The organism is bacterium (assembly GCA_036504735.1).
GTDB lineage: Bacteria > Electryoneota > RPQS01 > RPQS01 > RPQS01 > DASXUQ01.
In genome coordinates this window covers 166,959-192,394 of record DASXUQ010000019.1, presented here as the reverse complement: position 1 = coordinate 192,394, position 25,436 = coordinate 166,959, and the positions used below count along the sequence as shown (strand labels likewise).

The following is a 25,436-nucleotide window of genomic DNA, read 5'->3' as shown; positions in this document are numbered from 1 at the left end:
CAAAGGGTTTACATTTGAACAAATGGTCAGCAGTTGATTTAGTCCGGGGAAATTCGTTGCTTGAGAGCGTGTGACGTTCTTCACAACTTCTTCACAACAGAGCCGGTGCGCTCGCGTATATTGGGCCAAGCTTAATTCTTGGAGCCCTTATGAAACTCAATCTTCTTTCCGTGATGAAATCGCGCCGTCGCTTCGGCATTGCGCTGGCTGCAGTAATGCTCTTGATTGTGGCCGGAATCGGCCTTTTCCAATGGACCGCGGTGAAACGGCTGAAGGCGTCGTTTGAATCAGGCCGAGAATATGACCGATGGAAGTCCTGTTTCGACGTGGCTGTGGCGGCGCGGGACTACACCTATGACGTCTTTGCTCCTCACGTGAACGCTTTGAACGAGACACGGCTTGGAGAGCAAGTTGCCTCAGACTCCATGCTGGCTCTGCTGCGGCGGTTCGAAATGCTTCCCGGAGTGCGGCATGCCTACTGTCTGGCAAACAGAGCCACTGTGTTGTGGGGCAACGAGCCTGCTCCCGCCGGTCTGGCCGATGGTTTGACCGATTGCCGGAAGATTTTCGAGAAGTACCCGGTGGGCGCGACGCATTACGTTCCGAAGATTGCCAACCGTATGGAGAACCGGGCCCGTTTTGTAGACATGCCCGTGCAAGGGGATACTATACGGATGATCCTTGCCGGATTCGACTCCTCAGGGTGCGTCGTTCCGTTTCTGCGCGTGGCGGCAACGGATCCGTCTCTGATTGCCTATGTGATCGCACTCGATGTGGATCCGCAGTGGATTCGGCAGGCAGTAGCCCAGCGAATGCAGGACGTGTTCTACAGCCGCATGAGTTTCGTGCTTTGGTCACCTTCTCCAATTGATACCACGCAGACGTGGCTGGATGGCCTGGGAGTGATCTTCCTTGGGGACACGGTCTGGTGGCAGGGCCTCAAATCGGCGGATGTGGGATATGTATTCCCGGCGTTAACAGGGCCGGCTATGCCGTGGCTTTCATTCTCCGCCGTCTATCGCGAGGATCCCGCGGAGTGGAAAAGGTGGGCAGCCTATCAGCGCCAGCCGTACATCATGCTCGTTATCGTGGACGTGATTGCCGGTGGGCTCGCGCTGCTGCTGGTGTGGATGCTGGTACTGGTGCGCAGGCAGTGGCTGGCAAGGCAAACCGCGCTCACGCATTTGGCGCATTCCATCCGCACGCCGGTGGCACGGCTGCGACTGGAGGTGGACACGCTACAGGAGAAGCGCGCCGTTTCGCCCGAAGAAGAACGGGAGGTGGTGCAAGCCATCGGCAATGAGTGCGGGCGGATCGAGCGGGCGGTGCAAAATGCCGCCATAAGTCTGAACGGAAACGGACAGACGCTGGAACGCAGGCCGGACGATCTTTCGCAGATTATCGGCGATGCACTGAATCCGTGGAAATCCACATTTCACTCAACGGGTGTTGCGCTGCAAGTGCCGTCCACTCTGCGGGCAATGCCGGGGCAATTCGACGGCGAGATGATCGTCACAATGCTGGATAATCTTTTGGACAACGCACTGCGGTACACGCGGATTCAGTTGCAGAAGAGTACGGGCAAGCCGCAGACCGTGGCTGTGGCGTTACGCACCACCGACGGAACGGCGGTCCTCACCGTAGACGACAGCGATGGCGGCGTGCCGCCGCAGGACCGTCCGAGAATCTTCCTCCGCTTTGAACGCGGCTCGGATCCGGCGCTCACCGGAGCCTCGGGACTGGGTCTGGGATTGGCGCTCGTTAAGGATATTGCCGAGGCGCACGGTGGCAGCGTCTCGGTAGGCGACAGCGAACTGGGCGGTGCGCGGTTCACCGTGATCTTGCCGCTGGAAGGAACCGCGATTCACATCAGGAGCACGAGTGGCGCACATTCTGATCGTCGAGGATGATCCCGACCTCGGGTCCCGCCTCAAGAAGAACCTCGAACTGGAAGGCTACCGCGTCAGTTGGAAGACCGATGGGCGCAGTGGACTGGAAGCGGCGACCGCCGAGGTGGCGGATCTGATTCTGCTGGATCTGATGCTGCCCTATCTCGACGGCATGCATATCCTGAAAGCCCTGCGGCGTCATCTCAATCCGGTGCCGGTGATTATTCTGACGGCAAAGGGCAAGGAGACGCAGCGGCTGGAGGGATTCCGCGCCGGCTGCGATGACTATATGGTGAAGCCCTTCTCGCTGATGGAACTGCTTGCCCGGGTGCGAGCCGTGCTGCGTCGGGCAGGTCTGCGGGAGATTCCCTCGATCCTGCACTCCTGCGGCTTTATGATTGATCCGGGCGCGCGGGTGGTGACGCACGACGGGCAGGCCGTCGCGTTGACGCCGAAGGAATTCGATCTGCTCTACACCCTGGCGGCCCATCCCAATCAGGCGCTCTCGCGGATGGCTCTTCTCGACGAGGTCTGGGGTGATGAATCGGATGTGACCGACCGCACGGTGGACAGCCACATCGCCAGTCTGCGAAGGAAGATCGAAGCCAATCCCGAAGCCCCCGTGTGGATTCACACCGTTTACAAGGTAGGCTACCGCTGGACGACCGATTCCCGAAACTGCGAGTAACGAGTCGCTCCTTTACCGCAGGTCCGAGGCACAACAGGCTCCCCAACCGGGGAGCCTGTGTCATTTTGTGTGCATGGCATTAGCCGCGTCACTCGAGTCGCTTGCGGAAGCGGAACACGGCGGTCGTAAAGAGCACGGTGCCCATCAGCACCAACGGCCAGAGATTGTGCCAAACGTCCGTAAGCCCCGCGCCCTTCAGGAACACCCCGCGATTGATGGCGACGATATAGCGCAGGGGATTGATGAAGGTCAGGTAATAAATGCCGGCGGGCATATTCTCGATGGGGTAGAAGAAGCCGCTGGTCATGATGCCGAAGATCATGTAGAACCACATCGTGAACATGGCCTGTTGCTGCGTGCTGGAAATCTCGGATGCCAGCAGACCCACCGCAAGACTCACCAGCAGGTAGGCCAGCGCACAGAGCATCAGCAGCGGAATGGAACCGAGCAGCGGAAGTCCGAACCAGAGCACCGCTATGGTGGTGGCAAAGGTCAGCTCGAAATAGGTGAGCAGGGTGAAGGGGATGACCTTTCCGGCGATGAGCTGACTGGGCGTGAGCGGCGTGACCATGAGCTGCTCCAGCGTGCCGATCTCCTTTTCACGCACCACGGCCATCCCGGTCAGCATGCCGGCGATCAATGTCATCAGAATGACCAGAATCGCCGGAATCATGTAATAGCGGCTTTCCAGTTCCGGATTATAGAAGAAACGCGTAGCGGCTTCGATGCGGTGGATGCGGTTCTTCATCGCGGGATTCTTCAGACTGGCGTCGTCGAAAATCCGGTTGGCTTCCTGCCGTACAATCGTTTCGGCGTACCCCTGGGCCCGCGCCGCCACACTGGAGTTCTGGCCATTGATGGTAATCGAAATGGTGGCCTGCTGCCCGGCGGCAATATTCTTCGCGTAATCGAGAGGAATCCACACCGCAATATCCGCCCGCCGCTGCTGCAAGTCGGCCATCAGTTCGGAAGGATTGGCGGCAGGGGTGACCGGAATAAAGATATTGTTCTGATAAAAGGACTGAGCGAGCAGCCGGCTCTGGCTGGTGTTGTCCTGATCGAGAATCGCCAGACGGATATTCCGGACATCTGTGGTGGCGGCGTAGCTCAGAATGAAAAGCTGAATCAGCGGCGCGATGAAGATAATCCGCAGCATGGCCGGATCCCGGAACACCTGCCGGAATTCCTTCTGGATCAGATAACGCACCGCGTGGAACCATTGGAGGAATTTCATCAGTCGAGCCTCACGCGGAATCGTTTGGCCGCCAGCCCCAGCAGAATCGCCGCCATCAGGATCATGATCCCGCCCTCGAAGGGGAACCACGATTCCCCTTGCAGCATCACCCCGCGGATGACGCGCAGATAGTACGTTGCCGGAATGATATGGGCGAACCATTGCAGCGCGCGCGGCATGCTGGTGACGGGAAAGATAAAACCCGAGAGCATCATCGAAGGCAGAATGGTCAGAAGCTGCGCCATCATCATGGCAATCTGCTGCGTCTTGGTGATGGCCGAAATCAGCAGCCCGAGGCCCAGCGAGATCACAAGGTAGATCAGGCTGTAGCCCGTTAGCACCAGCCACGAGCCTTCCATCGGCACCCCGAAGACAAAACGTCCCGCAGCCAGAACCATTGCGGTATCCAGCACGCCGATGCCCACGAAGGGAATCACTTTGCCGATAATGACCTGCGCCGGGCGGATCGGAGTAGTGAGAATCTGCTCGAGCGTGCCGGACTCCTTTTCCCGCGTGATGGCCACGCTGGTCAAGAGCGCGCAGACCATAATCATCACCACGGCCACCAGGCCGGGCACAATAAAGCGCGCGCTGATCAGTTCGGGATTGTAGAGCACCCGCGTGCGGGCTTCCACCGGAGGCTTGAATGTGCCGAACTGTTCGGTCATAATGTCGCGGCTAAGCAGCGCAATGACCGCATTCAGATAATTTCCGGCGGCGGACGCGGTGGTGCCGTCCGCGCCATCCACCAGCACCTGCACCGGCGTGGTCTGTTCCGAGGTCAGAGAACGGGCATAGCCGTAGGGGATGACAACCACCGCGTGGAAGCGCGAGCGGCGGAAGTCGGTTTCGACCTCCTCGCGCGAGGCCACGCGTCCGGCATCGAGAATGAAATTGCTGGAGGTCATGCGGCGCACGAAATCGGCGCTCTGCTGGGTGTGATCCAGATCGAGAATGCCCACCCGCAGCCGCTTAATGTCCATGTCGATCGCATAACCGTAGAGCAGAATCATGATCAGCGGCTGCAGGATGGCGAGCATCAGGCTGCGGGGATCCCGCAGAATGTGCAGAAACTCTTTGGCGGCGACGGCCCAGATGCGTCTCATGGCGTCACCACCTTCAGAAAGACGGCCTGCATGGTCGCCGCGTCATACTGCCGCTTGAGTTCATCGGGCGAACCCAGCGCCACAATCCGGCCCTTGTCCATAATGGAAACCCGCCCGCAGTACTCGGCCTCATCCATATAGTGAGTGGTGACAAAGATGGTGGTGCCGCTGTCCGCCAGTTCATAAATCAGATCCCAGAAGGTGCGGCGCGCGGCGGGATCCACGCCACCTGTGGGTTCATCCAAAAAGAGAATCTTGGGCCGGTGCAGCACCGCGCAGCCCAGCGCCAACCGCTGCTTGTAGCCCAGCGGCAGGGCGGAGGGGAGTTTTTTCAAATAGCTCATCAGGCCGAGCCGTGTGGCAAGCTGGTTGGTGCGCTCGGTAATCTCGGACGCGCTCAGACCGTACACGCCGCCGTAAAATTCAAGATTTTCCGCGATCGTCAGGTCGTTGTACAGGGAGAACTTCTGGCTCATGTACCCGATGCGGCGCTTGATCTGATCGGATTGCGTGGAAATGGCCAAGCCATCCACCCACGCTTCGCCGCCGCTGGGTCCGAGGAGGCCACAGAGCATGCGGATTGTGGTGGTCTTGCCCGCGCCGTTGGCGCCGAGGAAGCCGAAAATCTCCTGTGGCTTGACGGCCAGATCCACGTTGTCCACTGCCACAAAGCTGCCAAAGCGCCGTGTCAGTCCACGGGCAAAGACTGCGTGATCGGCGTGTGATTCCGGAGAGGGTTGCGGGGTTCGCGTCATGAGGCCGCCCTTCCCTCGTCCATCAGGGCCACAAAGGTGTCCTCAATCGTCGGCTCCACCGCGCGGTGCTCGACGTTGGCCTGAGCAATTCGCTGCCCGATGGCCTGCTCCTGCCCGACGGTGTCATACACGACATGCAGCCTGTCTCCAAAACGCGCGACGGAAATGCCGGCGATTCCATCCTGATTCAGAATGCGGCGGGCGTCGTTCAATCCGGGTCCGGTAATCTCCAGCAGTTTGCGGTTGAACCGTGCCGTAACCTCTTGCGGTGTTCCCAGGGCCAGCACGCGTCCGCGATGCATGAGGGCCACACGATTGCAGAGCAGGGCTTCATCCATATAGGGAGTGCTGACCAGCAGCGCCTGCCCCGTGGAAGCCAGTTCCCGCAAGATGCCCCAAAACTCCTGGCGGCTGAGCGGATCCACGCCGGTGGTGGGTTCATCGAGAATCAGCACATCGGGAGTGTGAATCAGCGTGCAGGAGAGCGCGAGTTTTTGTTTCATGCCGCCGGAAAGTTGCGCGGCGCGGCGCTTGCGGAACGGCTCGAGGCGGCTGAACTGCATCAGCCGCTGCTCGCGTTCAAGTCTCTCGGCTCGCGGCACACCGTACAGATCGGCGAAGAAACGGAGGTTCTCGGCGACGGTCAAATCGGGATAGAGGCTGAATCGCTGCGGCATGTAGCCGATGTGCTCTTTGACCTTCATCGGCTGTTTCACCACATCCAGCCCCATGATGTGCGCGCTGCCTCCGCCGGGGAGCAAAATCCCGCAGGCGATCCGCATGGCTGTGGTCTTTCCCGCGCCGTCGGGACCGATCAGGCCGAAGATCTCACCCGAATGCACGTCAAGGGAGAGTCCTTCAAGCGCCACGGTGTCACCGTAAGTCTTGCGGAGGTCCTCAAAGACCAGCCGGGGCTGTGTGCTGTCGAAACGCGGAGTATCCACTTACAGCTTGACCTCGGCGGGCATTCCGATGTGCAAATTGCCGCTGGGATTGGGCACGCTGAGCTTGATCGCATACACGAGCTGTGTCCGCGCCTGCCGTGTCTGGGCATTCTTGGGAGTGAACTCCGCCTCACTGCTGATCCACGTCACGGTGCCATTCAAGGTTTGCCCTTTCAGCGCGTCCACCAGCACCGGAAGCTGCTGCCCGATCTTCACCTTGGCCAGATCTGTCTCGGCAAGATAGACGCGCAATTCGAGAGTATCCAGATTCGCCACGCGCAGCAATACCGAGCCGGGCGAGGCAATTTCTCCCGGTTCGGAATTACGCAGAATCACCGTGCCGCCCAAGGGCGAGACGATGACGCCATCCTTGATCTGCCGGTCGTTGAGGGCAATCAAATCATCGAGCGCATTGCGTTGGGAGCGCAGCAGGTCGATCTGATGCTGTGCGGAGGATACGGCATCGGCGGCAACATCGCGTTTGGTCTGGGCTTCGTCCACCTGCTGTTGAGTGGCGGACCCCTGGGCAAAGAGCGCCTTGATTCGTGTGAGCGTGCTCTCGGCGAGATCAAGATTGCGTTTTGCCTGGCGCAGAGCGTCCGTGCCAACCAATTGCTGGGCTTCGTTGCTCTGGCGGTTGGTAGAGTTTTGCTCGCGCTGCAAGTGCAGCAGGTCGGTATCCAGCACCACCAGCGTGTCACCGGACTTGACATGGTCGCCAAGCCGGGGGCGCACTTGCAGCACACGCCCGGAGAGTACCGACGCCAGATCCACCTCGGTGGTTTCCAGCGTGCCCGACGGATTGGTGCCTCGCGATCCGCCGCCGCATCCTGCAACGAGCGCGGCTACGAGCAGTACGAAAGCGATGCGCGTCATGATCTGCATATCTGTTCCGTGTGAGTGAAAGGTTCGTGTCATGGTCAATACCCCGCCGCATTCAAGACATCCGCCTCGGCCATTCTTAGCGCGGCAATGGTGGCAGCCAGATCGGTTTCCGCGGTGGTCAAGTCATCCTGCGCGTCGAGAAACTCGGTTTCGGTAGCTGCACCCAGTTTCAAACGGCCTTCCACCATCGCCAGCCGCTGCCGCTCCAGATCGGCGTGCTCCGCTGCTTTGTCCCGCACGGCGCGCGCCGCCCTCAAGGCTTCACTATTAGTCTGATAGCGGTTCTGAAGTGATGTGAGCAGATCCTGCTTACGGGATTCCAGCGCGCTGCGATTGGCGCGCGCCTGCTGAACGCGGTAGCCGCGCGCGTTCCAATCCCAGAGTGTCCACGACGCGGTTACACCGACAGTGTAGTAGTCCATCCACTGGTTAGCGGTGACATCGAGGCCGGGCTTGGCGTAATGATACGCCGCGTTTCCACTCACGGAGGGCAAGAGGCTTCCCGATGCGGCGCGGGCGAGGTGGCTGCTCTGGGCAATGCGCGCGTTCGCCGAGGAAACCTCGGTGCGGGTTTCGTAAGGCAGGGCGGACAATACGGTCGTATCGATGAGCGCGCTGTCCAGTTCTCCGGCGGGAGCGATTTCCACACCGGGCTGCAGCACGAGACTTCCCAGCAGCAGTCGTGCGGCGCGCGCCTGATTTTCCGAACTGATTACCAGCTCTTCGGTCTGCCGCAGGCGGGAGAGCGCCGTGATGCGGTTTTCTTCACTGTTGGCCCCAACCTTCTGCGCGTCGATAATGGTTTGCAGATTCCGCTGAATCCGCGCCGTGCTGTTGCGCGCGGCACTCAAACGGGATTCAGCTCCCAGAGCATTGTAATAGGCGCGGCGCACATTGTAAATCAGTCCGAGGCTGTCCGTGGCCAGATCATAGCGGGTCGCCTGCGCCGCGGCGGCATTGGCGCGCTCGGTGGCGAGCAGCGATCCTCCGGAAAAGATGGGCGCGCGGACGGTTGCCGCCAGATCATAGACATTGCCGTTGCCGAAGGCAATATGCGGCGGCACAAAGCCGGGAATCGGCAGGTTCAGCGGAACATTGATCTCCTGCACCTTGTTGGTGTAAGAGTACGCGCCGCTGACGCCGAGACTTGGGAGACGCGCCGCTCCCGATTCCTTTGCGGCGGCCTGTGCGCCGGTGGCAACGCTGCGGCTGGCCTGCAGGCGCGGCGAATTGCGCACGGCGGTATCGAGACATTTCTGCAGGGACCAGGCCGTGCTGTCCTGTGCAAAGGCGGCGGCTTCAAAGGCCAGCAGCGCGGCGACGAGCCATCCCATCCTGCGCGAAGTGAAGTGCATTACGGCTTCTCCAATAGCAATCCCTGCCGCAGCAGGGTGGACCAGGTTTCTTTCCATTCTTCCCATGCCGTATCATCGGTAAAGTCCCGCCCGGCAACCGCCGAGAGCACCGGGCCGAAAAGCAGGGCGCTGAAGGCAATGCTCATCAAACACTCGTGTACGGCCTTCGGTGGAAGATCCCGCACAAGGCCATGCTGCGCGGCATTGCCGTAGGTGCTGCGAAATATCTCCACCAGCCGCAGCGGACCGTGCTCGCCCAGCGCCTGAATCGCCTTGATCGCATAGGTGCCTCCCGTGGCGATTTCCCGGCGGATCAGCGCCGCGCGCACGGGGTCGGCGCGCAGCGTGCTCATCATCCGAATGGGGAGGGTGATCAGCGCCTCGGCAGGCGATACTCCCTCCGGGAGGGCGGTGACCGTACCCTGCCTCAGTTCGATAATTGCCCCGGCCAGCACGCGTTCATAAAGCTGTTCCTTGCTGCCGAAGTAGTAGTGGATCATGGCAAGGTTGACCCCCGCCGCCTCCGAAACCGCGCGGGTACTGGTTCCGTCAAAACCGTGGGCGGCAAACAGGTCCCGGGCGGCGCTTAGAATGCGGCCCCGAGGGCTGTCCGGGTCCGGTGGCCGTAAATCCTCCGGGGGCACGGAATTCGCCGCCTCGCGGAGAGAGGCAAAGGCCGATGCCTCTGAGTCGGGGTGTGGGTGGTCTTTCGGTGTGGGCATAGTAAAGTCAAACGATTGATTAAATCAGTCGACAATATAATACCGCCACATGGGAAAGTCAAGTGGGTCAGAATGATTTGGGCTGCTCGCACTGTCGGCGCTGTTCAACACTAGGCACCCCGCTCCGCGTGGTGCGTATGCGGAATCCAGCACGCCGGAGCGTGCTGGATTCCACGATTGGGACAATGCCCTCGGATATTAAACCTTCTCCCATACACGGTGTCAAAGGAGGGAACTTGAATTGATCACGAATCTGTCCAATAAACGGAAGTGAAGGAGGAGCGGGATCATGAAGAAAGCATGGACGGTTCTCGCGGTGGGGGTGGCACTGGGGATGTTGGTGCTGGCAGGATGCTCCAAAGATGAGTCTAACCCGGCGTCATCCAATGATACCGATCAATCGGCGCTCTCCGCTCTGATGACCGACGATTCCGATCTGGAAGCGGTGAATTCCTGGGCGGGTGATGACGGCGATGGCGGCCCGAGTCCACTGGACAGTGCCGTAACGCCGATCAACTGGTTCCGCACCGGGCGCCGGTCACGGGCCAACGTCACGGTAGATATTCAAGGTGATACGCTGGCAACGATTACCCGCACGGCTACTTATAACGGCACCATCCGCGTGGTAATTGACACCGCCGGAGGCGTGCGCACCGTGATCAGCAAGCCCATGGCGAATACGTTGACCCGCAAGGCTCACGCCCGGCGCGTCGGCCACGGCAACCGCCCGCGTGAGAACTGGAGAATTTACGAAGTCACGCCGGAAGTGCTGCTGTCCTCGGCACCGAATTCCAATACGGTGCGCCCCGTGCATGTCCAGTTCTACTCCGCGGGCGAATTTGTGCCCACATTGATTGCCGACATCACGGACCCGCTGAACACCTGGTTCCGTCGGGATAGCTTGCCGGAAATCCGGCAAGGCGGAGTACTCGAAGTCAGTGTGACTCCGAATGTTACCGATACCGTGGCGGCATTCCTGCATCCGCACGTCTGGCGGGAAGCGCGGATGCACCGGCAACCGATGGGGCGGGCCACAGACAGCAGCAACACCTATTGGGCCACTTTTGATGTTGGACAGCGCCTTGGGGTGCATATGACGGCACCGGATCTTCTCAGCCGCGCCACCCTTTACACTTCTGACGGCGCTTACGATGCCGGTAGCTGGGCTATTCCTTACCGAGTTGTCGCGGCTCAATAATTCGCAGCTTGACCGCACGCAAAAGGCCTCCGGTCACTCGGGGGCCTTTTTGTACCCGGCTGTGCGGCCATTGAAAAGAGCTTTCATCTTTGCTGAAAAATCCTTATCATGTTCAAGTAGGATTTACACTCTATTGCATTGCAAATGCGAGACTTAGTGTTCGGCATAAGGCTTGCAATGGGGAGAATCAGTGCCCGAGGCACTCATGGCGTCGATTTGACACGAAATCAACATAGTTTTCCTGCAGACAGCAGAACAAGGAAAGGGACTTCGATGAAGAAGAGCATTCTCATGGCTCTCATGGTGGTGGTCAGCCTGAGTTTGATTTCCGCGGCGTTCGCCGGGGAAGGCTGCGGCAAGGGCAAGGGCGGTTGTTCGGGCAAGGGCTCCTGCATGGCAGCAGGCCAGCATGGCGCGAAGGATGCCAAGGCATCGACCGCGACGGTTCCCTATGTGCTGGACAAGTGCATTGTCAGCGGCGAGAAGCTGGGTGGCATGGGCGATCCGGTGGTGAAGGTCTATGATGGCCGCGAAGTGAAGTTCTGCTGCAACGGTTGCGTCAGCAAGTTCGAGAAGGACAAGGCGGCGTATTTCGAGAAGATCGACAATGGCATCGCCGACGCCCAGCGGGCATCGTATCCCCTGACCACCTGCGTGGTCAGCGGCGAGAAGCTCGACGGCGGCCAGATGAAGGCCGTGGATTACGTCTACAACAATCAGCTTGTGCGCCTTTGCTGCAACGGCTGCATCGGCCAGTTCAATAAAGACCCCGAGAAGTTTCTGAGCAAGCTTCACCCGGCCAAGGAAGCGGAAAAGACTGCGACCACGCCCGAGGTGAAGCCGGCGGACGCCAAGACCCCCGAGACGAAGTGACGACGCAACTACTCAGGTCAAATCGCAGCATGACCTGACGAGCGACGGTGTGCAAACGGAAGCGGGACGCAATGTGCGTCCCGCTTCTCATATCCGCCGGTGCAGATGCTTACTTCGCGATGCCGATAACACCGCAGGCAATGCGCGGACCGGCGTTGCCCGAAGGCTGCGTCTTCATGTCATCGGCATTGGCATGAATGATGACTGAATGGCCAATGATGGACTGCGGCCCCATGAAGGACATCATGGGATCGGTCCACTCCAAATGCGCATGCCCGTCGGATCCCGCCGTAAGATTGCCCATGTCGCCTTCGTGGCGGCTCTTGTCCGTGGGCGCGCCGTGGGACATGTGGCTGGGATTGAAATGGTCTCCGGCAGAGGTGGCATCCATGCTGCTGCAATCGCCGAACTGATGAACATGAATCCCATGTTGCCCGGGAGCCAGTCCCTGCACGTCCGCCGTCACTTTTATACCATCCGATACCTTCTCAAAAGTCACGGTTCCATGAACCTGGCTGCCACTGGCAGGATTCAGCACGGCTACAGCCCTAGTGATGGACATCATGCCCATCTGCATGTCCATGGGGTGCGTTTGCGGGTCAGGTGTCTGAGAGGTACCTCTGAGCGCAAACGCGATCAGCATCAGCAGAACAAACGGAAAAACCCTCTTTGCAGTAACCATTACTATCCCTTTCTTAATTGTTGTAAGGGTGTCGGATATTTTGTTCGTTCACTATTTCGTTTGTTACACGGTTTGACACAGCGTGTGGTTTCTACCGTTCGTGAATGCCGCATATGAAAAGGCCCGGAGTGTGTCCGGGCTTTTTCATAGTATACATGAGTGCTAAAGATGTACTCAGTTGATGGTCTCGAACTTCTCCTGCAGAGCGCCGCAGACGTCGCACTTGTCGAAGCTCTTCTCGGTAACCGTCTTGCCGCAGACCGGACAAACATAGAAGGTCTTCGGCCCCCCCTTCCAGGCGTCGAGGTGTTGCAAGGCGTCCGCATAGAGCGCGGCATGTTCGGTTTCGGCATGCAGCGCGTAGTCGAACGTACGCACGGCCGCCTTGTCATTCTCCGCGCGCGCCTGCGCGATGAACTGCGGGTACATTACGTCGCGTTCATAGGTCTCGCCGGCAATCGCCGCCTTGAGATTCTCGGCAGTGGATTTTACCGTGGGGGCCTGGATGTCGGCAGCGGGAGTGCCGCCCATGCGGCGAATCACCACCGCGTGGTTGTTGGCGTGAATCTCTTCCGCGCGGGCTGCGGCGCGGAACAGGCTTGCGACCTGCGTGTACCCTTCGGCGTCGGCGGCCTTGGCAAACTCGATGTAGCGGGCGCGAGCGTTGCTCTCGCCGTTGAAGGCTGCCATCAAATTATCAAGCGTGGTCGTCGTTATTTCTTGTGCCATACTTAAACCTGCTTTCTCCGCGTCTGCGGATGGTAATCTGCCGGGTTACGGCAGGAAACTGCCGAGGAAGGCCGGAAGTTTGTCTCGAAGAGCGTGCAGCATCATGATGAAAATGCCCATCAGGCTCTCTCCGGCGATAATGCCCGAAGCCGAGGCGATGGTATACTGCTCTGCCGTGGCAGGCTTCATCTTCATGAAGATATACGCGAGAAGGCCGCCGATAAACATCGACAGCGAATTGTAGAAGGGAAGCACCACGGCCAGACCCAAACCCATCGCCGAAGGGATGAACTTGCTGTACTTGGGGAACATGCGCTCCGCCATCGGAATCAGCAATCCGATCACGCCGCCGATAAACAGCGCCAGCCGCGCCGTAGGATGCAAAGACTCGAACCCGTTGGAGAGCAGCCGCGCGACCGACGCCCACACCTGAGCGGACGGCGCAGGGAAGCGGGTGCCGCCGAGAATGCTGACATCGGGAACGACGAGGAAGAAGGTCGGTACGGTGATGGCCGTGCCGATGAAGATGCCGGCGAACTGCGCCAGAAACTGCTTACGGGCATTGGCACCCAGCACGTAGCCGCTTTTCAGATCGGTGAGCAGGTCCGACGCGGAATCGGCCACACCCGCCGTAATGCATGCGGTCATGAGGTTGGTGTTCATCCGCTTCGGCGCCAGCGCGCCGAAGGTCAACTGCGTGATCTTGCCCATCGCGCCGACCGGCGTGGTATCCGTCTCACCGCAGGCGCGGCACGCGACGAGCGCAAGGAAGAACGAGAGCACCACCGCAAGGATTCCCATGTACCAGGGGATCTCGAAATAAAGCGCGCCGAGGATGACGATGCCGATGGTCCCGAAAATCATGCCGCCGGCAAACCAGGAACCGGGGACCTCGATGCGTTCCATCGGATCTTCCGCCACGCCGGTCTTCTTCCGCGAGAAGATGGACTTCAGACCGGAAAAAGCGCGCAAGGCGGTACGCCATTCGAAGAGAAAGGCCAGCAAGCCGCTGGTGACCATGCAAGCGGCTCCGCCCCACAGACTCCACGATACGATGTTACGGTAGCCGCCCGGAATCTGCTCATTCTCACTGCCCGGTGCGAAGTTCAGCAGCGGTGCGGCGGAAACGATCTGCGGATTCTGCGACTCCGGAATCACGAGCTGGGCCTGATTGTAGATCAGCGCGGGAGCGGCAACCTCGATCATTCCCTTCTGGAACGTCTGCGCAGGTTCGGTGAACGTGAGTTTGCCGTGGAACGGATTGGGCGCCGAACCATCGGGCAGCATCGGATCATTCAGCGCGGATTCCAGTTCCGGCAGGCTGGCGTAGGTGGCGGCGGCGGGCCACACGAACCGCATCGCGGTGGTATCGCTGCCGTGATCATAGGTGAGCCCATTGGTCGCCGAAATCAGCACCATGCTCAGTTCGCTTCCGGCAGGTACAGACAGTGGAAACTGGAGCTTCTGTTCGGTGAGAATATGCGGCGCCGGATGGGTGATGACGTGTTTCTCCATCATCGCGGGAGCCAGAATACCCCAGTTGAGAATGGCGCCGATGAGCAAACTGGTGCAGACCTTGATGCCGGTAATCGCGCCCGCGGCCACCAGCACAAGGCTCATATCGAACTGAATCGTGTAAATTCCCAGCCGTTGCCCGAAGAGATTCAACTGCGACGGGAAGTAGTTGCCCGCCAGCGACGCAAAGGCTCCGAGTTGGCCGATCCAATCGCGGATGGTCGCCACCAGCACGCCGATGCCGCCCCACATGAACAGCGTCTTCGCCGTCTTGCTCTCGCCCCCGTCGTGCCCCATGCCGTGCAGACTCTTCAAGGTCTCCGCGGCGGCGATGCCCGAGGGGAACTTCAGCCGCTCGACATTGATCATCTGCCGCTTCATGGGAATCGCCATGCACACGCCCAGCACGGCAAGGAAGAACACCCACGCCGAAAGCAGGCCGTAGCCGATATGATGGCCGTTCAGCATCAGATAGGCGCTGATGGCCGAAACAATGGTGCCGCCCGTCGAATACCCCGCCGACGACGCCGTGGATTGCATGGCGTTGTTCTCGAGGATCGACATATCCGTCTTGAAAATGCGCGGCATGATCTTGCGCAGGCTCTTCCAGATCGTAAAACTGAGCACGCACGAGGTGATGGCCACGCCCAGTCCCCAGCCCGTAAGCAGACCGACGTACAAATTTTGGAGCGAGAGAAACGCCCCGAGGAATGAGCCCATGATGACCGCGCGCCATGTGAGCTGCGGCATGTCGTCGCCGCGGTACACGTTTTCAAACCATTCGCGCTCGAGTTCCTCGGCTGTCATCTTCTTATTAGGTTCGGACACTACCGCCATGAATCAGATCGCTCCTTTAGGGGGTGGGAAGACACGGATGCGGGAACACTGTCGTCATATGGTTTAGAGAATGAGCGCCTTCTGCCGCTCCAGGCCTTCAATCGTGCGGTCCAGAACATGGGCAGGGAAGACCTGTCCGGCTTCGAACACCGCGCGGGCGCTGCGCAGCGCCACGGCCACGTCGTCGAAACCCTTGGGAATGGTGGCGCCGTGATCGGCACCTTGCGTCTGCCCGGCTTCGGTATCATACAGCCATTTGTCGATGTCGGGAATGCTCTTGCCCGCAGTCATCACCTGCGCGATGCCGGCCAGCAGCAGATGGGGATGAGCCGAGCCGTCGGACAGACGGAACTCAATCGTTTCCGGACTGACCTGCCGGCCATGCTCGTCGGTCGCCACGATGGGAATGCGGACCAGAGCTTTGCGGTTGTAGCGGCCCCAGGTCACCGCACTCGGGGCTTCCTTCGCCTGCGACAGCCGCAGGAAGGAACTGCCTTCGCGGTTGCCGAAAGCCATCAGCACGCCGCCGTAGCGCACCAGGCCGCCGATCAGCCACTTGGCTGCGGCAGGCATCTGCTCGTTGGTCTTGCCTAACGAGAGGTTCTGGCCGTTCACGGTGGGCGAGCAGTGGAAGTGCAGACCGTTGCCCGCATGTCCCTGCCGGACCACCGGCTCGAAACTCACACGCATACCCTGAGCGTGCGCGAGGTTGCGCAGCACCCATTGCGTCAGCACCACGGCATCCGCCGCCTGCGGCAATGGCTGCAGGTGCATTTCGATCTCGTGCTGCTCCCAAATGCGGTTCTCTTTTTCGCCCGCCGGAATGTAGCCCACTTCGCTGTGGCCGTACTTGATGGGAACTCCCATCTCAGCCAATATAGCAAGAGCGGCGCGGCGCAAATCCTCGCCGAACACAAAGGGCGAACTGGCATGATAGCCGCGGTCATCGGAGCCGTAGACGTCTTCATCGCTCGGGCGTTTGCCGAGGAAATACTCGACTTCGCCCAGCGCCTGCAGTTCAATGCCCGTTTCGCGCTTGAGACGTTCCACGGCGAGGCGCACGATGGTATCGGGAGATTCCACCAGCGGTTTGCCGTCGCGGCCACAATGCCCGCACAGCAGCACCAGCACGGGTTCGTCGGCAAACGGATCAAGAAACGCGCTTTCGACGCGCGGGCGCAGAATAATGTCGGACGCGCCGGCGTTGATGCCCATCATGCCGAAAATGCTGGAGCCGTCGCAGCGCTCACCGCCGGTCAGGATATCGCGCAAGTGTGATTCGTCGCGCGGCGCAAAGTCAAGGGTTTTCAGCCAGCCGTCGCCGCCGACGTGCATCAGACTGATCAGGCGGATGCCTTCTTCCCGCACCAGCGTGACGAGATCGTCCACGGTCCATGTTCCGTTGGGCTTGCCGGTCAGGCGGGCTAATTTGCTGGCGGGCAGCGCGGGCGGGTCGATTGTCACGGCATGCTCACCGTTGGTTCTGGTGCCGGTTACGAATTGCGAATCTGTTGAAGTGTTCATGTTCAGGTTCTGGTTTCACAGTTCAAGGTTGGTGTGTCCGCCGGTTACCGGTGCCGACCGCGCCGCTTTTTGGGCAGCGACTTGGGCGGCTCTTTGGCCTTGGCGGTGTCGGAAAGCGCGGGCAGCGCGCCAATTTCCGACACATATTGATTCAATAAATCCCGTTGGAATTTCGGCCAGATGCGCGCGGCGATGTACCCGGCTTTGCGCGGCAGGAACAGCCACTGCGGCTTGTCGGTGCGTTCCGCTTCCGCCATCAGTGCCGCTTCCAGTCCGGCCGTAAAGTGTTTGACCACCGGCGGCTTGCGGCGCGGCGGCGGCATTTTCTGCAAGACATGAATGCGCAGCACGGCGGCGAGGCGCAAATCCGGGGCGATTTCCGCGGCGCGATCCAGCATCCCCAGCGCCAGCGTCCACTCTTCGCGCTGCGCCATGTACCAGCCCTTCATCGTCAGCACCTGCGCGTCGCCGGGACTGAGAATCTGCGCCTCTTCGATCTGTTTTCCCGCCTCGTCCAGCTTCCCGGCTCTCAGCAGCATGCGGGCATAATCCAGCCGCAGTTCGATAATACCGCTGCGCCGCCCGAGAGCCTGACCGAAGGCGCTGTCCGCTTTGGCAAAGTCCCCGGCATCGCCCAGCGCAATGCCGAGCCCCCACAGAGCATTCGGATCATCACTGACCTCGGCCAGAATGGCGCGGTACTGCGTCGCGGCCTCGGCATACCGTCCCACGTACAAGAGAGCATTGCCCAGCGCCTGGCGGATGGCATTGCGTTCCGTCGAATCCACCACGGTCAGGGCGCGTGTCAGAATATCCACCGAAAGCGTATCGTTGCCGTGCCGGAAGAAGAGCGCGCTGGATTTTTCGACGTAGGAATCGCCCTTGCGGGGAAAGAAGGATACGAGGCTGTCGGCGTAGGCGACGGCCAGCGAATCGTTTCCCTGATACGAATAGATGCGCGACAGTTCGGACAGCACATTCTCGCTGTGCGGGGAGCGCGCGTAGGCTTTGCTCGCGGCGGCGAGGGCCTCCGGCATGCGCTGGTTTTCAATCGCATTTTCCGCCGCATTGACGAAACCGACGGCGTAACACTCGCGGATGTTCGGTCCCTTGACGTAATACTCGACGAGCGATACCAGCGTGGTATCCTTGGCCAGCAGGCGTTCGCGCACGATCTCCCGCGTGTCATACGCGTCGCGCCGCGGGGAATAGTAGGCGTTGGCGCCTTCGGCGAAATATTCCCACACGCTGGACTGCTGGTAGCGGCTCATGAACGCGCTCTTGCCGTGATCCTCGGCATCCCGTGCCGCGCGAAACGCGGCGCGTACGCGTTCGGCGTCTTCCGGCGGAAACAGGCCATGCACCTGATGTGTCAGTTCGTGCAGCACCGTGTTGTAGTTGGCGAAGATGCTGCGTTCCACATCCTCGACACCCGTCACGGTGGTAAACCCGCCGCAGCCGCGCACGTCATCCCACAGCCGCGAATCGTAGTCGATCCGTGTATCGCGCATGGATGCCAGGCCGGGACAATCGGACAGCCGCTCATGCAGCGGCTTGATGTAATAGTGGCTGCCGCATTCCACCAGCACCGGAATATAGAGCTTCCACGGGGCAATCGCCAGTGCCACCTGCTTCTGGTGCCGGGGCGAGAGACTTTTCCAGTTCAGCACAAAGTCCGCGATGCGCGGTACATTGGGCATGGCCAGTTTGGCAAAGGCGGTCGAATCATCCGCGCGATGCACATTCTGGCTCATGCGCAGCCCTTCAAGGGACTTGGCCAGTCCGTTGTGGGCGCGGCCATAGGCCGGAAGGCGGTTCAGCGCTTCGAGAAAATAGTTTTCCGCCGTGGCGAAGCGGCCTTCGCTCCACGCCACCGAGCCCAGCAGCACCCACGGTTCCACGACTCGCGGAAACTCTTCTGCCACGCGCCGCGCGATAACCTGCGCGCTGTCCGGCGCGCCGCGTCCAAACGCGTCGAGGGCAAATGAGAGTTGCCGTGCCGGGTCACCTTCAGCCAGACACAGCCGGTTGCCGTTGGCCTTGGCAAGCTGGCTGTAATCCAGCCGCGCATAGCCGTTGCCAAGGTAGTAATGGGCCATCTCGTTCAGCGAATTCCAGCGCACCGCTTCTTCGAACAGGCTGATAGCTTCATTGATGCGGCTGAGGCCCACCAGCACAATGCCCGTATTCACCAGCACCTCGTCATCGAGGGTGGTGGAGTTCAGCAACGAACTCAGCGTATCGAAGGCCGGCTGATAGCGGTCCTGTTTGTAAAGCACCTTGGCTATTTCCAGAGTGGTGCGGGTGCGCCACTCTGGGGTCTGCGCAAGAGACCGGGCGCGCTGGGCCAGGGCCGTCGCTTCTTCGAACCGCAGCAAGCGCAGCAGCAGTTCGGTCCGCGCCGTCAGGGCGGGAAGATTCAACGAATCCTTCGCCAGAGTCTTTGCCGTCAGGGAATCCACAGTCTGCAAGTCTTCGGTGAGAAACAGCCAGCGGTAGCTCAGCCAATCGGTTTCGGGAGAAGGCGGGAACTTGGCAAGCCTGGACAGCGCGGCGCGCGCGTCGGGAAAACGGTACTGCTGCAAGAGCCACTGCGCGCGAAGCTGCGTCGCGGTCAGGGAATCGGCGCGCTCGAGTTGCACGAACGCGCTGTCATACTCGCCGAATTGCCCGATCCGCAGGGAGGTGCGCACCTTGTCCACGAGAGGCAGCGATTTGCGCGAAAGACTGTCGCGGGCGGCCTGGGCTTCAACCAGCAGGCCAATGGGAGCCAGATGTGTGATTTTGCCGCCGCGCCGTCCCCGCTTGCTGACTTTGCGATGCGCGGCGAAAATGACGGTCGAGCAGAGGACAATGCAGATCAGAACGAGGACGGGACGCGAAAAGCGGATCACAGCAAAATCTCCCAAGTTGCGGCGGCATGGCCCGCGGCGAAAAGTTCTACACCCAGCTCACCTTCAGAATCAGCAGAATCGCAATCACAACCATCATCAGGCCCTCCCCGGCAATCAGACCGGACGCCAGAGATGCGCCGTAGCGGTCCACCTGGTCCGCATGCTTGCGGCTGTACAAGAATGTCAGAAACGCGCCCAGCCACATGGACAGGGACGAGTAAGGGGTGACCATGAAGGCGATGCCCAGCGCGATGGGCGAAGGCAGCCACTTGCTGATGGCCTTGATGCGGGCCAGAAACGGCAGGGCGAAGCCAAAGGCCGCGCCGATGGCCGCTGCGGTCATCGCGTGGGCCGGCAGGGACTTCAGACCTTGCGCCAGAAGCTGCGCCATGGCATGCCAGGCCATAACCGCCGGGCCGGTGAAATCGTCGCCGGGAATCTGGTACGCCGCGGTCAACAGGCGATAGACGCCCGCCGCGGTGAACACGCCGACCACCACGCCGATAAGCTGTGCGATGACCTGCCGCCGGATGGAGACTTTCAGCAGGTAACCCGCCTTGAGGTCATGCATCAGGTCTCCGGCTTGGCTGGCTCCCGCCGCGGTAATACCCGCCGCCATCAGGTTGGTGGGAATCTTGCCCGGGTCCAGCGCGCCGTACACCACCTGCGTAATCTTGCCCATCGCCCCCACGGGATTAATGTCCGTCTCGCCCGTTGCCCGTACGGCAATGCTGGCAATCATGAAGGACAGCGCGACCGCCAGAATGCCCATCCAGATGGGAATTCCGAAATAGAGGTGCGCGAACGTGGTGGTCAGGGTTGTGGCCAGCGTCATGCCGACGACCCACCACTTGATGGGAAACGGATCCGGCGCGTCGTCGAGGTCCACTTCGGAACTGCCTTGTCCGCGTCCCTGCATCAGCTTCTTGAAGGAGGTGAAGGTCTTGCCGATCACCTTGTATTGCAGCGCCAGGCTGGAAAAGCCCGCCGCCACCATGCAGGCCACACCGGGCCAGAGCAGCCAGCGGAAGGCCGCATTGTAAAGTCCCGGTTCATTGACCACCACGATGTTCTGATCGAACAGCACCGGCGCTCCGATGCCCCACGCCAGCACGCCGCCGGCAAACAGCGACCAGCCGACCTTGGGGCCCACCAGTACGCCCGCGCCGATCATCATGGGCGACAGGCTGATGCCCATTCTCACCGATGCCAGGGCTACGCCGAGGATGCCGACGTGCGCCAGGCCGATATCATCGAGGGAAAAATCCGAAAAATGCCCGAGGCCCAGCGGCTTGATGCTGAACAGCAGCTTAAGCGCCGCGGCGAAAATTCCGGCATAGAGCAGCACCTTGGCCTTCTTCAGCGCTTCGGCGCCGGAGGAGTACATGGCCTTGATGGTCTCGGCGGCGGCGGTCCCGGAAGGGTACCGCAGCTTTTCGCGGACCACCATCTGCTTGCGCAGCGGCACCGCGAAGAAGACGCCGAGAAAGGCAATGGAAATTGCCCACAGCACGAGCTGGCCGTACGTCAGCGGGTTGCCCGTTCCGGGGTTATTGCGGAAATACAGTTCAAGCGCCGGAATGCAGGCTACAAAACCACCCGCCGACGCCATCGTTCCCGCGGCGCTTCCGGTGGTGGCGGTAATCAGATTTTCCTGAGGCCCGTACGGTGTCTTCAGCACTCCGGCCAGCGAACGGAAGAGGGCAAACGAAATCACGGCGGCGGTGATGGACGCACCAAACGTCCAGCCGATTTTGAGGCCGATGCACACATTGGACGCGCCGATCAGCGAGCCGACCACCAGTCCGGAGAGAATGGCGCGAACGGTAAGCTCGGATGGAGCTTTATCAGTCTGTTTACGAACAGGAATCGGTTCTTGAACGACGCTCATGCGGCTACTCTCCGAAGGCTAAGGTGTCTATGGCTGCGAGTCGCAGGTGATTTCCTACCGGCATATCGGGATTCTTCGATAGGGAACTACTATCATAGCAATTTATTCCCAAGTATTCAACCTCCACGGTGCAAATAACCACTCTCGGATCTTATGTTCAAATGCCGGAAATGTGAAAGCCCGGCATTGGCCGGGCTCTCCTCGGAACCGATGTTTTGTAGTGCCAGACGGAAGTCCGCTCCGTCTACTTCAGGAGCAGCATCTTCCGTTCCAGCACCCAGTCTCCGGCCTTCATCCTTGCAACGTACATTCCTGATGGACATGCCGGACAAGCCCACACCACTTCATGTTCGCCTGCGGGTAGCAGACCGGAGTAGAGCGTCGCGGTCCTGCGGCCCAGAAGGTCAAAGACATCGAGGGTCACCTGTGAAGCTCGCGGAGTACCAAATCTGAGCGTCGTGGAAGGGTTGAAGGGATTGGGGTACGCGGGGGAAAGGTAGATTCCGTCTGGAATCCGGCTGGTCCGCGCACCGGAGGCCGAAGACGGCGCGGCAAAATGCAGAATCGTGCCATAGTCTCCCACGGCCCAGCATTCTCCGACACTCGCAGCCAGCCCGGTGATGTTATTGGCTGTTCCGCTGTTTTGCCGAACCCAGGACTCGCCGCCATCTGTGGTGCACAACAACGTCCCGTGAGCGCCCGCCGCCCAGCCGGTGGTGGAATCGACGAACGCCACGGCATTGAGAGCGGCTGTGACACCGCTGACCTGCACGTGCCACGTTTCGCCCCGGTCGCTCGTGTGCAAAATCCGACCGTTGCCGCCTACGGCCCATCCCGTTTGGGAATCGGTGAACGTGATATCCTGAGCTTCATACCAACCATAATCATAGTGGCACGTCCAAGTCATTCCGCCGTCGACAGTGCGATAGATACTGACGCCTGAAGTGATCCATCCCGTTTGAGCATCCGAGAAGATCATCTGGTTGGCGGGCGCGAACACCACAGAGGTCTGTTCGGTCCAATGGTCTCCGCCATCAGTCGTGCGCAGTCGAATTCCGCTTCCGACCGCCCAGCCGTTATTTCGGTCAGCAAAGGCAATGGCCTCGACCCAGCGATCCGTGCCACTGTTTTGCGGGACCCATGTTATTCCACCGTCGCTTGTGTGCAGAATCGTGCCCTGATTTCCCACCACCCAGCCCGTGCTGGCATCGAGAAAGCAGATCCCGCTGAGATACGTGCTGATGCCGCTGATCTGGTTGGCCCATGTGGCGCCGCCATCGGATGTCCGATAGATCCCACCAAAGCTGATGGCCCAGCCAAGGTTTCGACTGGCGAAGACCACTTTGGAAAACCACGCGGGTGTTCCCTGCACCTGATTTGCCCACACCTCACCGCCGTCCGTGGTATGTACGATCACCCCGCCGACACCCACCGCCCAGCCCGTTGAATGGTCCGTAATGACGATACCGGCAAGGCTATTGGACAACACCTGGCTGTTCTGCGGAACCCATTGTTCGCCGCCGTTTGTTGTCCGGTGGACAGTGCTGCGTATTCCGCGCAAACCACCTACCGCCCAGCCGGTGGTGCTGTCTATGAAGGCCACGCCGAAGAAATCGTTGGTGGTCCGGCTGTCTTGCGGCATCCATGATGCTCCGCCGTCGGAGGTGTGAAGGATGGTGCCGCCGTCACCGACGACCCAGCCCGAGAGAAGTCCGCTGAAGGCCACACCGCGCAGACCAGAAGGATATCCGTTGGATGGCGACGTCCAGGTCATGCCGCCATCGGTCGTGTGCAGGATCGCTCCGGTGGAGTTATCCGTGCGGCTGCCCACCGCCCAGCCGTTGGTACTGTTCGTAAAGCTCACCGCGCGGAGCTGATTTCCCGCCGCCACGCTTTGTCGCAGCCAGTGCTCGCCGCCGTCGGTCGTGTGCAGAATGCCTGCCTGCTCGCCGGGGGAAACATCCCCCACGGCCCAGCCGGTGTTTGCGTCGGTAAAGCAGACACCGTACAGATCATCCCCGCCGAACGACTGCACCAGCCACGTTGCGCCGCCGTTGGTGGTGTGCAGAATCAAGCCGCGGTTTCCCACAACCCAGGCGTGCTGGGCATCGGTGCAGGCGATGCCGTTCAGCGTGTCGTTCGTTCCGCTGGACTGCAACGTCCACGAGACTCCGGCGTTCGTGGTGTGGACGATGGTCCCCAGCAGTCCCACGGCCCAGCCGTGCGTTGCGCCGGAAAAGGCCACCGCCTTCAGTTCGTTTGCCTGCGGCTGTGGGTTCTGCCACTGCCAGCCCTGCGCCGCGCACACCGCAACTATAACCAGCAGCCCCAACGCGGCGAGACCTAATGTTCTCATGCTTGTCCCTGTTACTTGAGCAGCATCAATTTCTGTTCCAGCACCTGTCCTCCCGCCTGCATCCGCGCCAAGTAGATTCCTGACGGACACGCCGGACAATTCCAGAGCATTTCGTGCTGGCCTGCCGACAGCATTCCGGAGTAAAGTGACGCGGTCTTGCGGCCCAGCAGATCAAACACGTCCAGCGATATGGTAGATTCTCTCGGCAATCCAAACCGCAGGGTGGTGGAAGGGTTGAAGGGATTGGGAAAAGCAGGAGATAGGTACGTGCTCGACGGACTTAGGATTGTCGGGGTCGGCGTCGTTAGCGGCGGGGAATATCGTAGCAGCGAATGGCCCGCGCTAATCCACCCGTGGTTCGCATCAGGGAAAGAGATCCCGTGCAGCGTTTCCGTAACGCCGGGGTCTTGGGTGCTCCATGTCGCACCGCCATCCGTCGTGTGCAGAAGTGTGCCGTTCCACCCGACAACCCACCCAGTGTTCGCGTCGGTGAACGCGACATCCATCAGAATCTCCGTCGTGCCACTACTCTGGGTCTGCCATGAGGCCCCTCCATCGCTCGTGTGCCAGATGCTGCCTTCGCCAGCAACGGCCCACGCGTTGGAGCTACTCGCGGCGCACAGCGCACTGAACATGGCGTAGGATTGAGGCTCTTGCAACTGAGTCACCCACGTTGCCCCGCTGTTGGTGGTGTGCATTACGACGCCATGCATGCCCGCTGTCCATCCCGTGCCGGCATCTACAAAATCCACCCCGTATGGCGCACCTGAGGCGCTGTCATGTTGAGGTTGCCAGGTCACTCCACCGTTTGTGGTGCGCAGGATAGTCTGGAAATCGCCGACCACCCAGCCCGTATCCGGATTCAGGAATGTGAGATCGTTCAAGAACTGATTCGCACCGCTGGTCTGCGCGGCCCACGTAATTCCACCGTCTGAGGTGTGAGCGATTTGGCCGGCGATTCCCACTGCCCAACCGTTCAGCGTGTCCGCAAAGGTGAAGTGCGTGTGAAATTGTAAGTCGTCATCGGTATAGACAGTCCAAGTCTCACCGCCGTCTACCGTCCGTGCTATCCCCGCTGTGCCCGCGTTCACCAGCGCCCAACCATGCAGGCTGTCTACAAAGCAAATCTCTCCGTAGCTGGTCACATTGCCGATCGTCCGCTGCTCCCAAGTCTGAGCGACACCGGCACTCACTGCCCAAATCGTCGCGATCCACGCGATAACTGCTGCTCTTTTCCCCATTTGTACCTCCTTGTCGAGTCAAAATTGCGTTTTCTGTCACTTGATTCAAATATATTGACAACTGCGTGAAGAGTCAAGCAAATACCAGCGACACTGCAGTTTCCGCGGCGTCGCGCAT

Annotated in this window: 19 protein-coding genes; 4 read left to right on the top strand and 15 right to left on the bottom strand. The window is 60.3% G+C overall.

Annotated features, from left to right (window positions below):
* Window positions 1-149 precede the first annotated feature (149 nt).
* Together VGL38_15295 and VGL38_15290 are read left to right on the top strand one after the other, a co-directional pair.
* A complete protein-coding gene (locus tag VGL38_15295; protein ID HEY3296796.1) occupies window positions 150-1,910 on the top strand; it encodes a HAMP domain-containing sensor histidine kinase in 1,761 nt (586 codons plus the stop codon).
* Complete coding sequence (locus VGL38_15290; GenBank protein ID HEY3296795.1) at window positions 1,882-2,577, top strand: response regulator transcription factor; 696 nt, start codon at window positions 1,882-1,884, stop codon at window positions 2,575-2,577. Before VGL38_15295 ends, VGL38_15290 begins: the two co-directional genes overlap by 29 nt.
* Window positions 2,578-2,665: 88 nt before the next feature.
* Here VGL38_15290 and VGL38_15285 read toward each other — a convergent pair whose 3' ends face one another.
* From VGL38_15285 to VGL38_15255, 7 genes are read right to left on the bottom strand one after another with little or no spacing between them, the layout of a single operon-like run.
* Window positions 2,666-3,811, bottom strand: a complete 1,146-nt coding sequence (locus VGL38_15285) for an ABC transporter permease (protein ID HEY3296794.1) — start codon at window positions 3,809-3,811, stop codon at window positions 2,666-2,668.
* Window positions 3,811-4,917: an ABC transporter permease gene (locus VGL38_15280; GenBank protein ID HEY3296793.1), complete on the bottom strand. Its 1,107-nt coding sequence runs from the start codon at window positions 4,915-4,917 to the stop codon at window positions 3,811-3,813. The genes VGL38_15285 and VGL38_15280 overlap by 1 nt, the downstream gene beginning before the upstream one ends.
* Window positions 4,914-5,672, bottom strand: coding sequence for an ATP-binding cassette domain-containing protein (locus VGL38_15275; GenBank protein ID HEY3296792.1), 759 nt, complete (start codon window positions 5,670-5,672; stop codon window positions 4,914-4,916). The genes VGL38_15280 and VGL38_15275 overlap by 4 nt, the downstream gene beginning before the upstream one ends.
* Window positions 5,669-6,616 carry an ABC transporter ATP-binding protein gene (locus tag VGL38_15270; GenBank protein ID HEY3296791.1) on the bottom strand — a complete coding sequence of 316 codons (948 nt, stop codon included), beginning with the start codon at window positions 6,614-6,616 and terminating at the stop codon, window positions 5,669-5,671. The genes VGL38_15275 and VGL38_15270 overlap by 4 nt, the downstream gene beginning before the upstream one ends.
* Complete coding sequence (locus tag VGL38_15265; protein HEY3296790.1) at window positions 6,617-7,492, bottom strand: efflux RND transporter periplasmic adaptor subunit; 876 nt, start codon at window positions 7,490-7,492, stop codon at window positions 6,617-6,619.
* A gap of 44 nt (window positions 7,493-7,536) precedes the next feature.
* Complete coding sequence (locus VGL38_15260; GenBank protein HEY3296789.1) at window positions 7,537-8,856, bottom strand: TolC family protein; 1,320 nt, start codon at window positions 8,854-8,856, stop codon at window positions 7,537-7,539.
* The gene (locus tag VGL38_15255; protein HEY3296788.1) at window positions 8,856-9,578 is read right to left on the bottom strand and encodes a TetR family transcriptional regulator; all 723 of its coding nucleotides are present in this window, start codon (window positions 9,576-9,578) and stop codon (window positions 8,856-8,858) included. The genes VGL38_15260 and VGL38_15255 overlap by 1 nt, the downstream gene beginning before the upstream one ends.
* Before the next feature lie 289 nt (window positions 9,579-9,867).
* Between VGL38_15255 and VGL38_15250 the strand changes: the two genes are divergently transcribed.
* Window positions 9,868-10,776, top strand: a complete 909-nt coding sequence (locus VGL38_15250) for a hypothetical protein (protein ID HEY3296787.1) — start codon at window positions 9,868-9,870, stop codon at window positions 10,774-10,776.
* Window positions 10,777-11,049: 273 nt separating this feature from the next.
* The gene (locus VGL38_15245) at window positions 11,050-11,649 is read left to right on the top strand and encodes a hypothetical protein (GenBank protein ID HEY3296786.1); all 600 of its coding nucleotides are present in this window, start codon (window positions 11,050-11,052) and stop codon (window positions 11,647-11,649) included.
* A gap of 109 nt (window positions 11,650-11,758) precedes the next feature.
* Here the strand turns inward: VGL38_15245 and VGL38_15240 are convergent, their stop codons facing one another.
* From VGL38_15240 to VGL38_15205, 8 genes are all read right to left on the bottom strand, one after another.
* Window positions 11,759-12,232, bottom strand: a complete 474-nt coding sequence (locus VGL38_15240; protein HEY3296785.1) for a superoxide dismutase family protein — start codon at window positions 12,230-12,232, stop codon at window positions 11,759-11,761.
* Between the two features lie 273 nt (window positions 12,233-12,505).
* Window positions 12,506-13,060 (bottom strand): ferritin family protein, encoded by a 555-nt coding sequence (locus tag VGL38_15235; protein HEY3296784.1) that lies wholly within the window; start codon window positions 13,058-13,060, stop codon window positions 12,506-12,508.
* Between the two features lie 45 nt (window positions 13,061-13,105).
* Window positions 13,106-15,412, bottom strand: a complete 2,307-nt coding sequence (locus VGL38_15230) for an OPT family oligopeptide transporter (protein ID HEY3296783.1) — start codon at window positions 15,410-15,412, stop codon at window positions 13,106-13,108.
* Between the two features lie 63 nt (window positions 15,413-15,475).
* The gene (locus VGL38_15225) at window positions 15,476-16,936 is read right to left on the bottom strand and encodes a glutamine synthetase beta-grasp domain-containing protein (protein HEY3296782.1); all 1,461 of its coding nucleotides are present in this window, start codon (window positions 16,934-16,936) and stop codon (window positions 15,476-15,478) included.
* 44 nt (window positions 16,937-16,980) lie between these two features.
* Window positions 16,981-19,830: a tetratricopeptide repeat protein gene (locus tag VGL38_15220; GenBank protein HEY3296781.1), complete on the bottom strand. Its 2,850-nt coding sequence runs from the start codon at window positions 19,828-19,830 to the stop codon at window positions 16,981-16,983.
* 46 nt (window positions 19,831-19,876) lie between these two features.
* Window positions 19,877-21,721, bottom strand: a complete 1,845-nt coding sequence (locus VGL38_15215) for an OPT family oligopeptide transporter (GenBank protein HEY3296780.1) — start codon at window positions 21,719-21,721, stop codon at window positions 19,877-19,879.
* Between the two features lie 244 nt (window positions 21,722-21,965).
* A complete protein-coding gene (locus VGL38_15210; GenBank protein ID HEY3296779.1) occupies window positions 21,966-24,077 on the bottom strand; it encodes a YCF48-related protein in 2,112 nt (703 codons plus the stop codon).
* 11 nt (window positions 24,078-24,088) lie between these two features.
* The gene (locus VGL38_15205) at window positions 24,089-25,318 is read right to left on the bottom strand and encodes a YCF48-related protein (protein HEY3296778.1); all 1,230 of its coding nucleotides are present in this window, start codon (window positions 25,316-25,318) and stop codon (window positions 24,089-24,091) included.
* Between the last annotated feature and the right edge of the window lie 118 nt (window positions 25,319-25,436).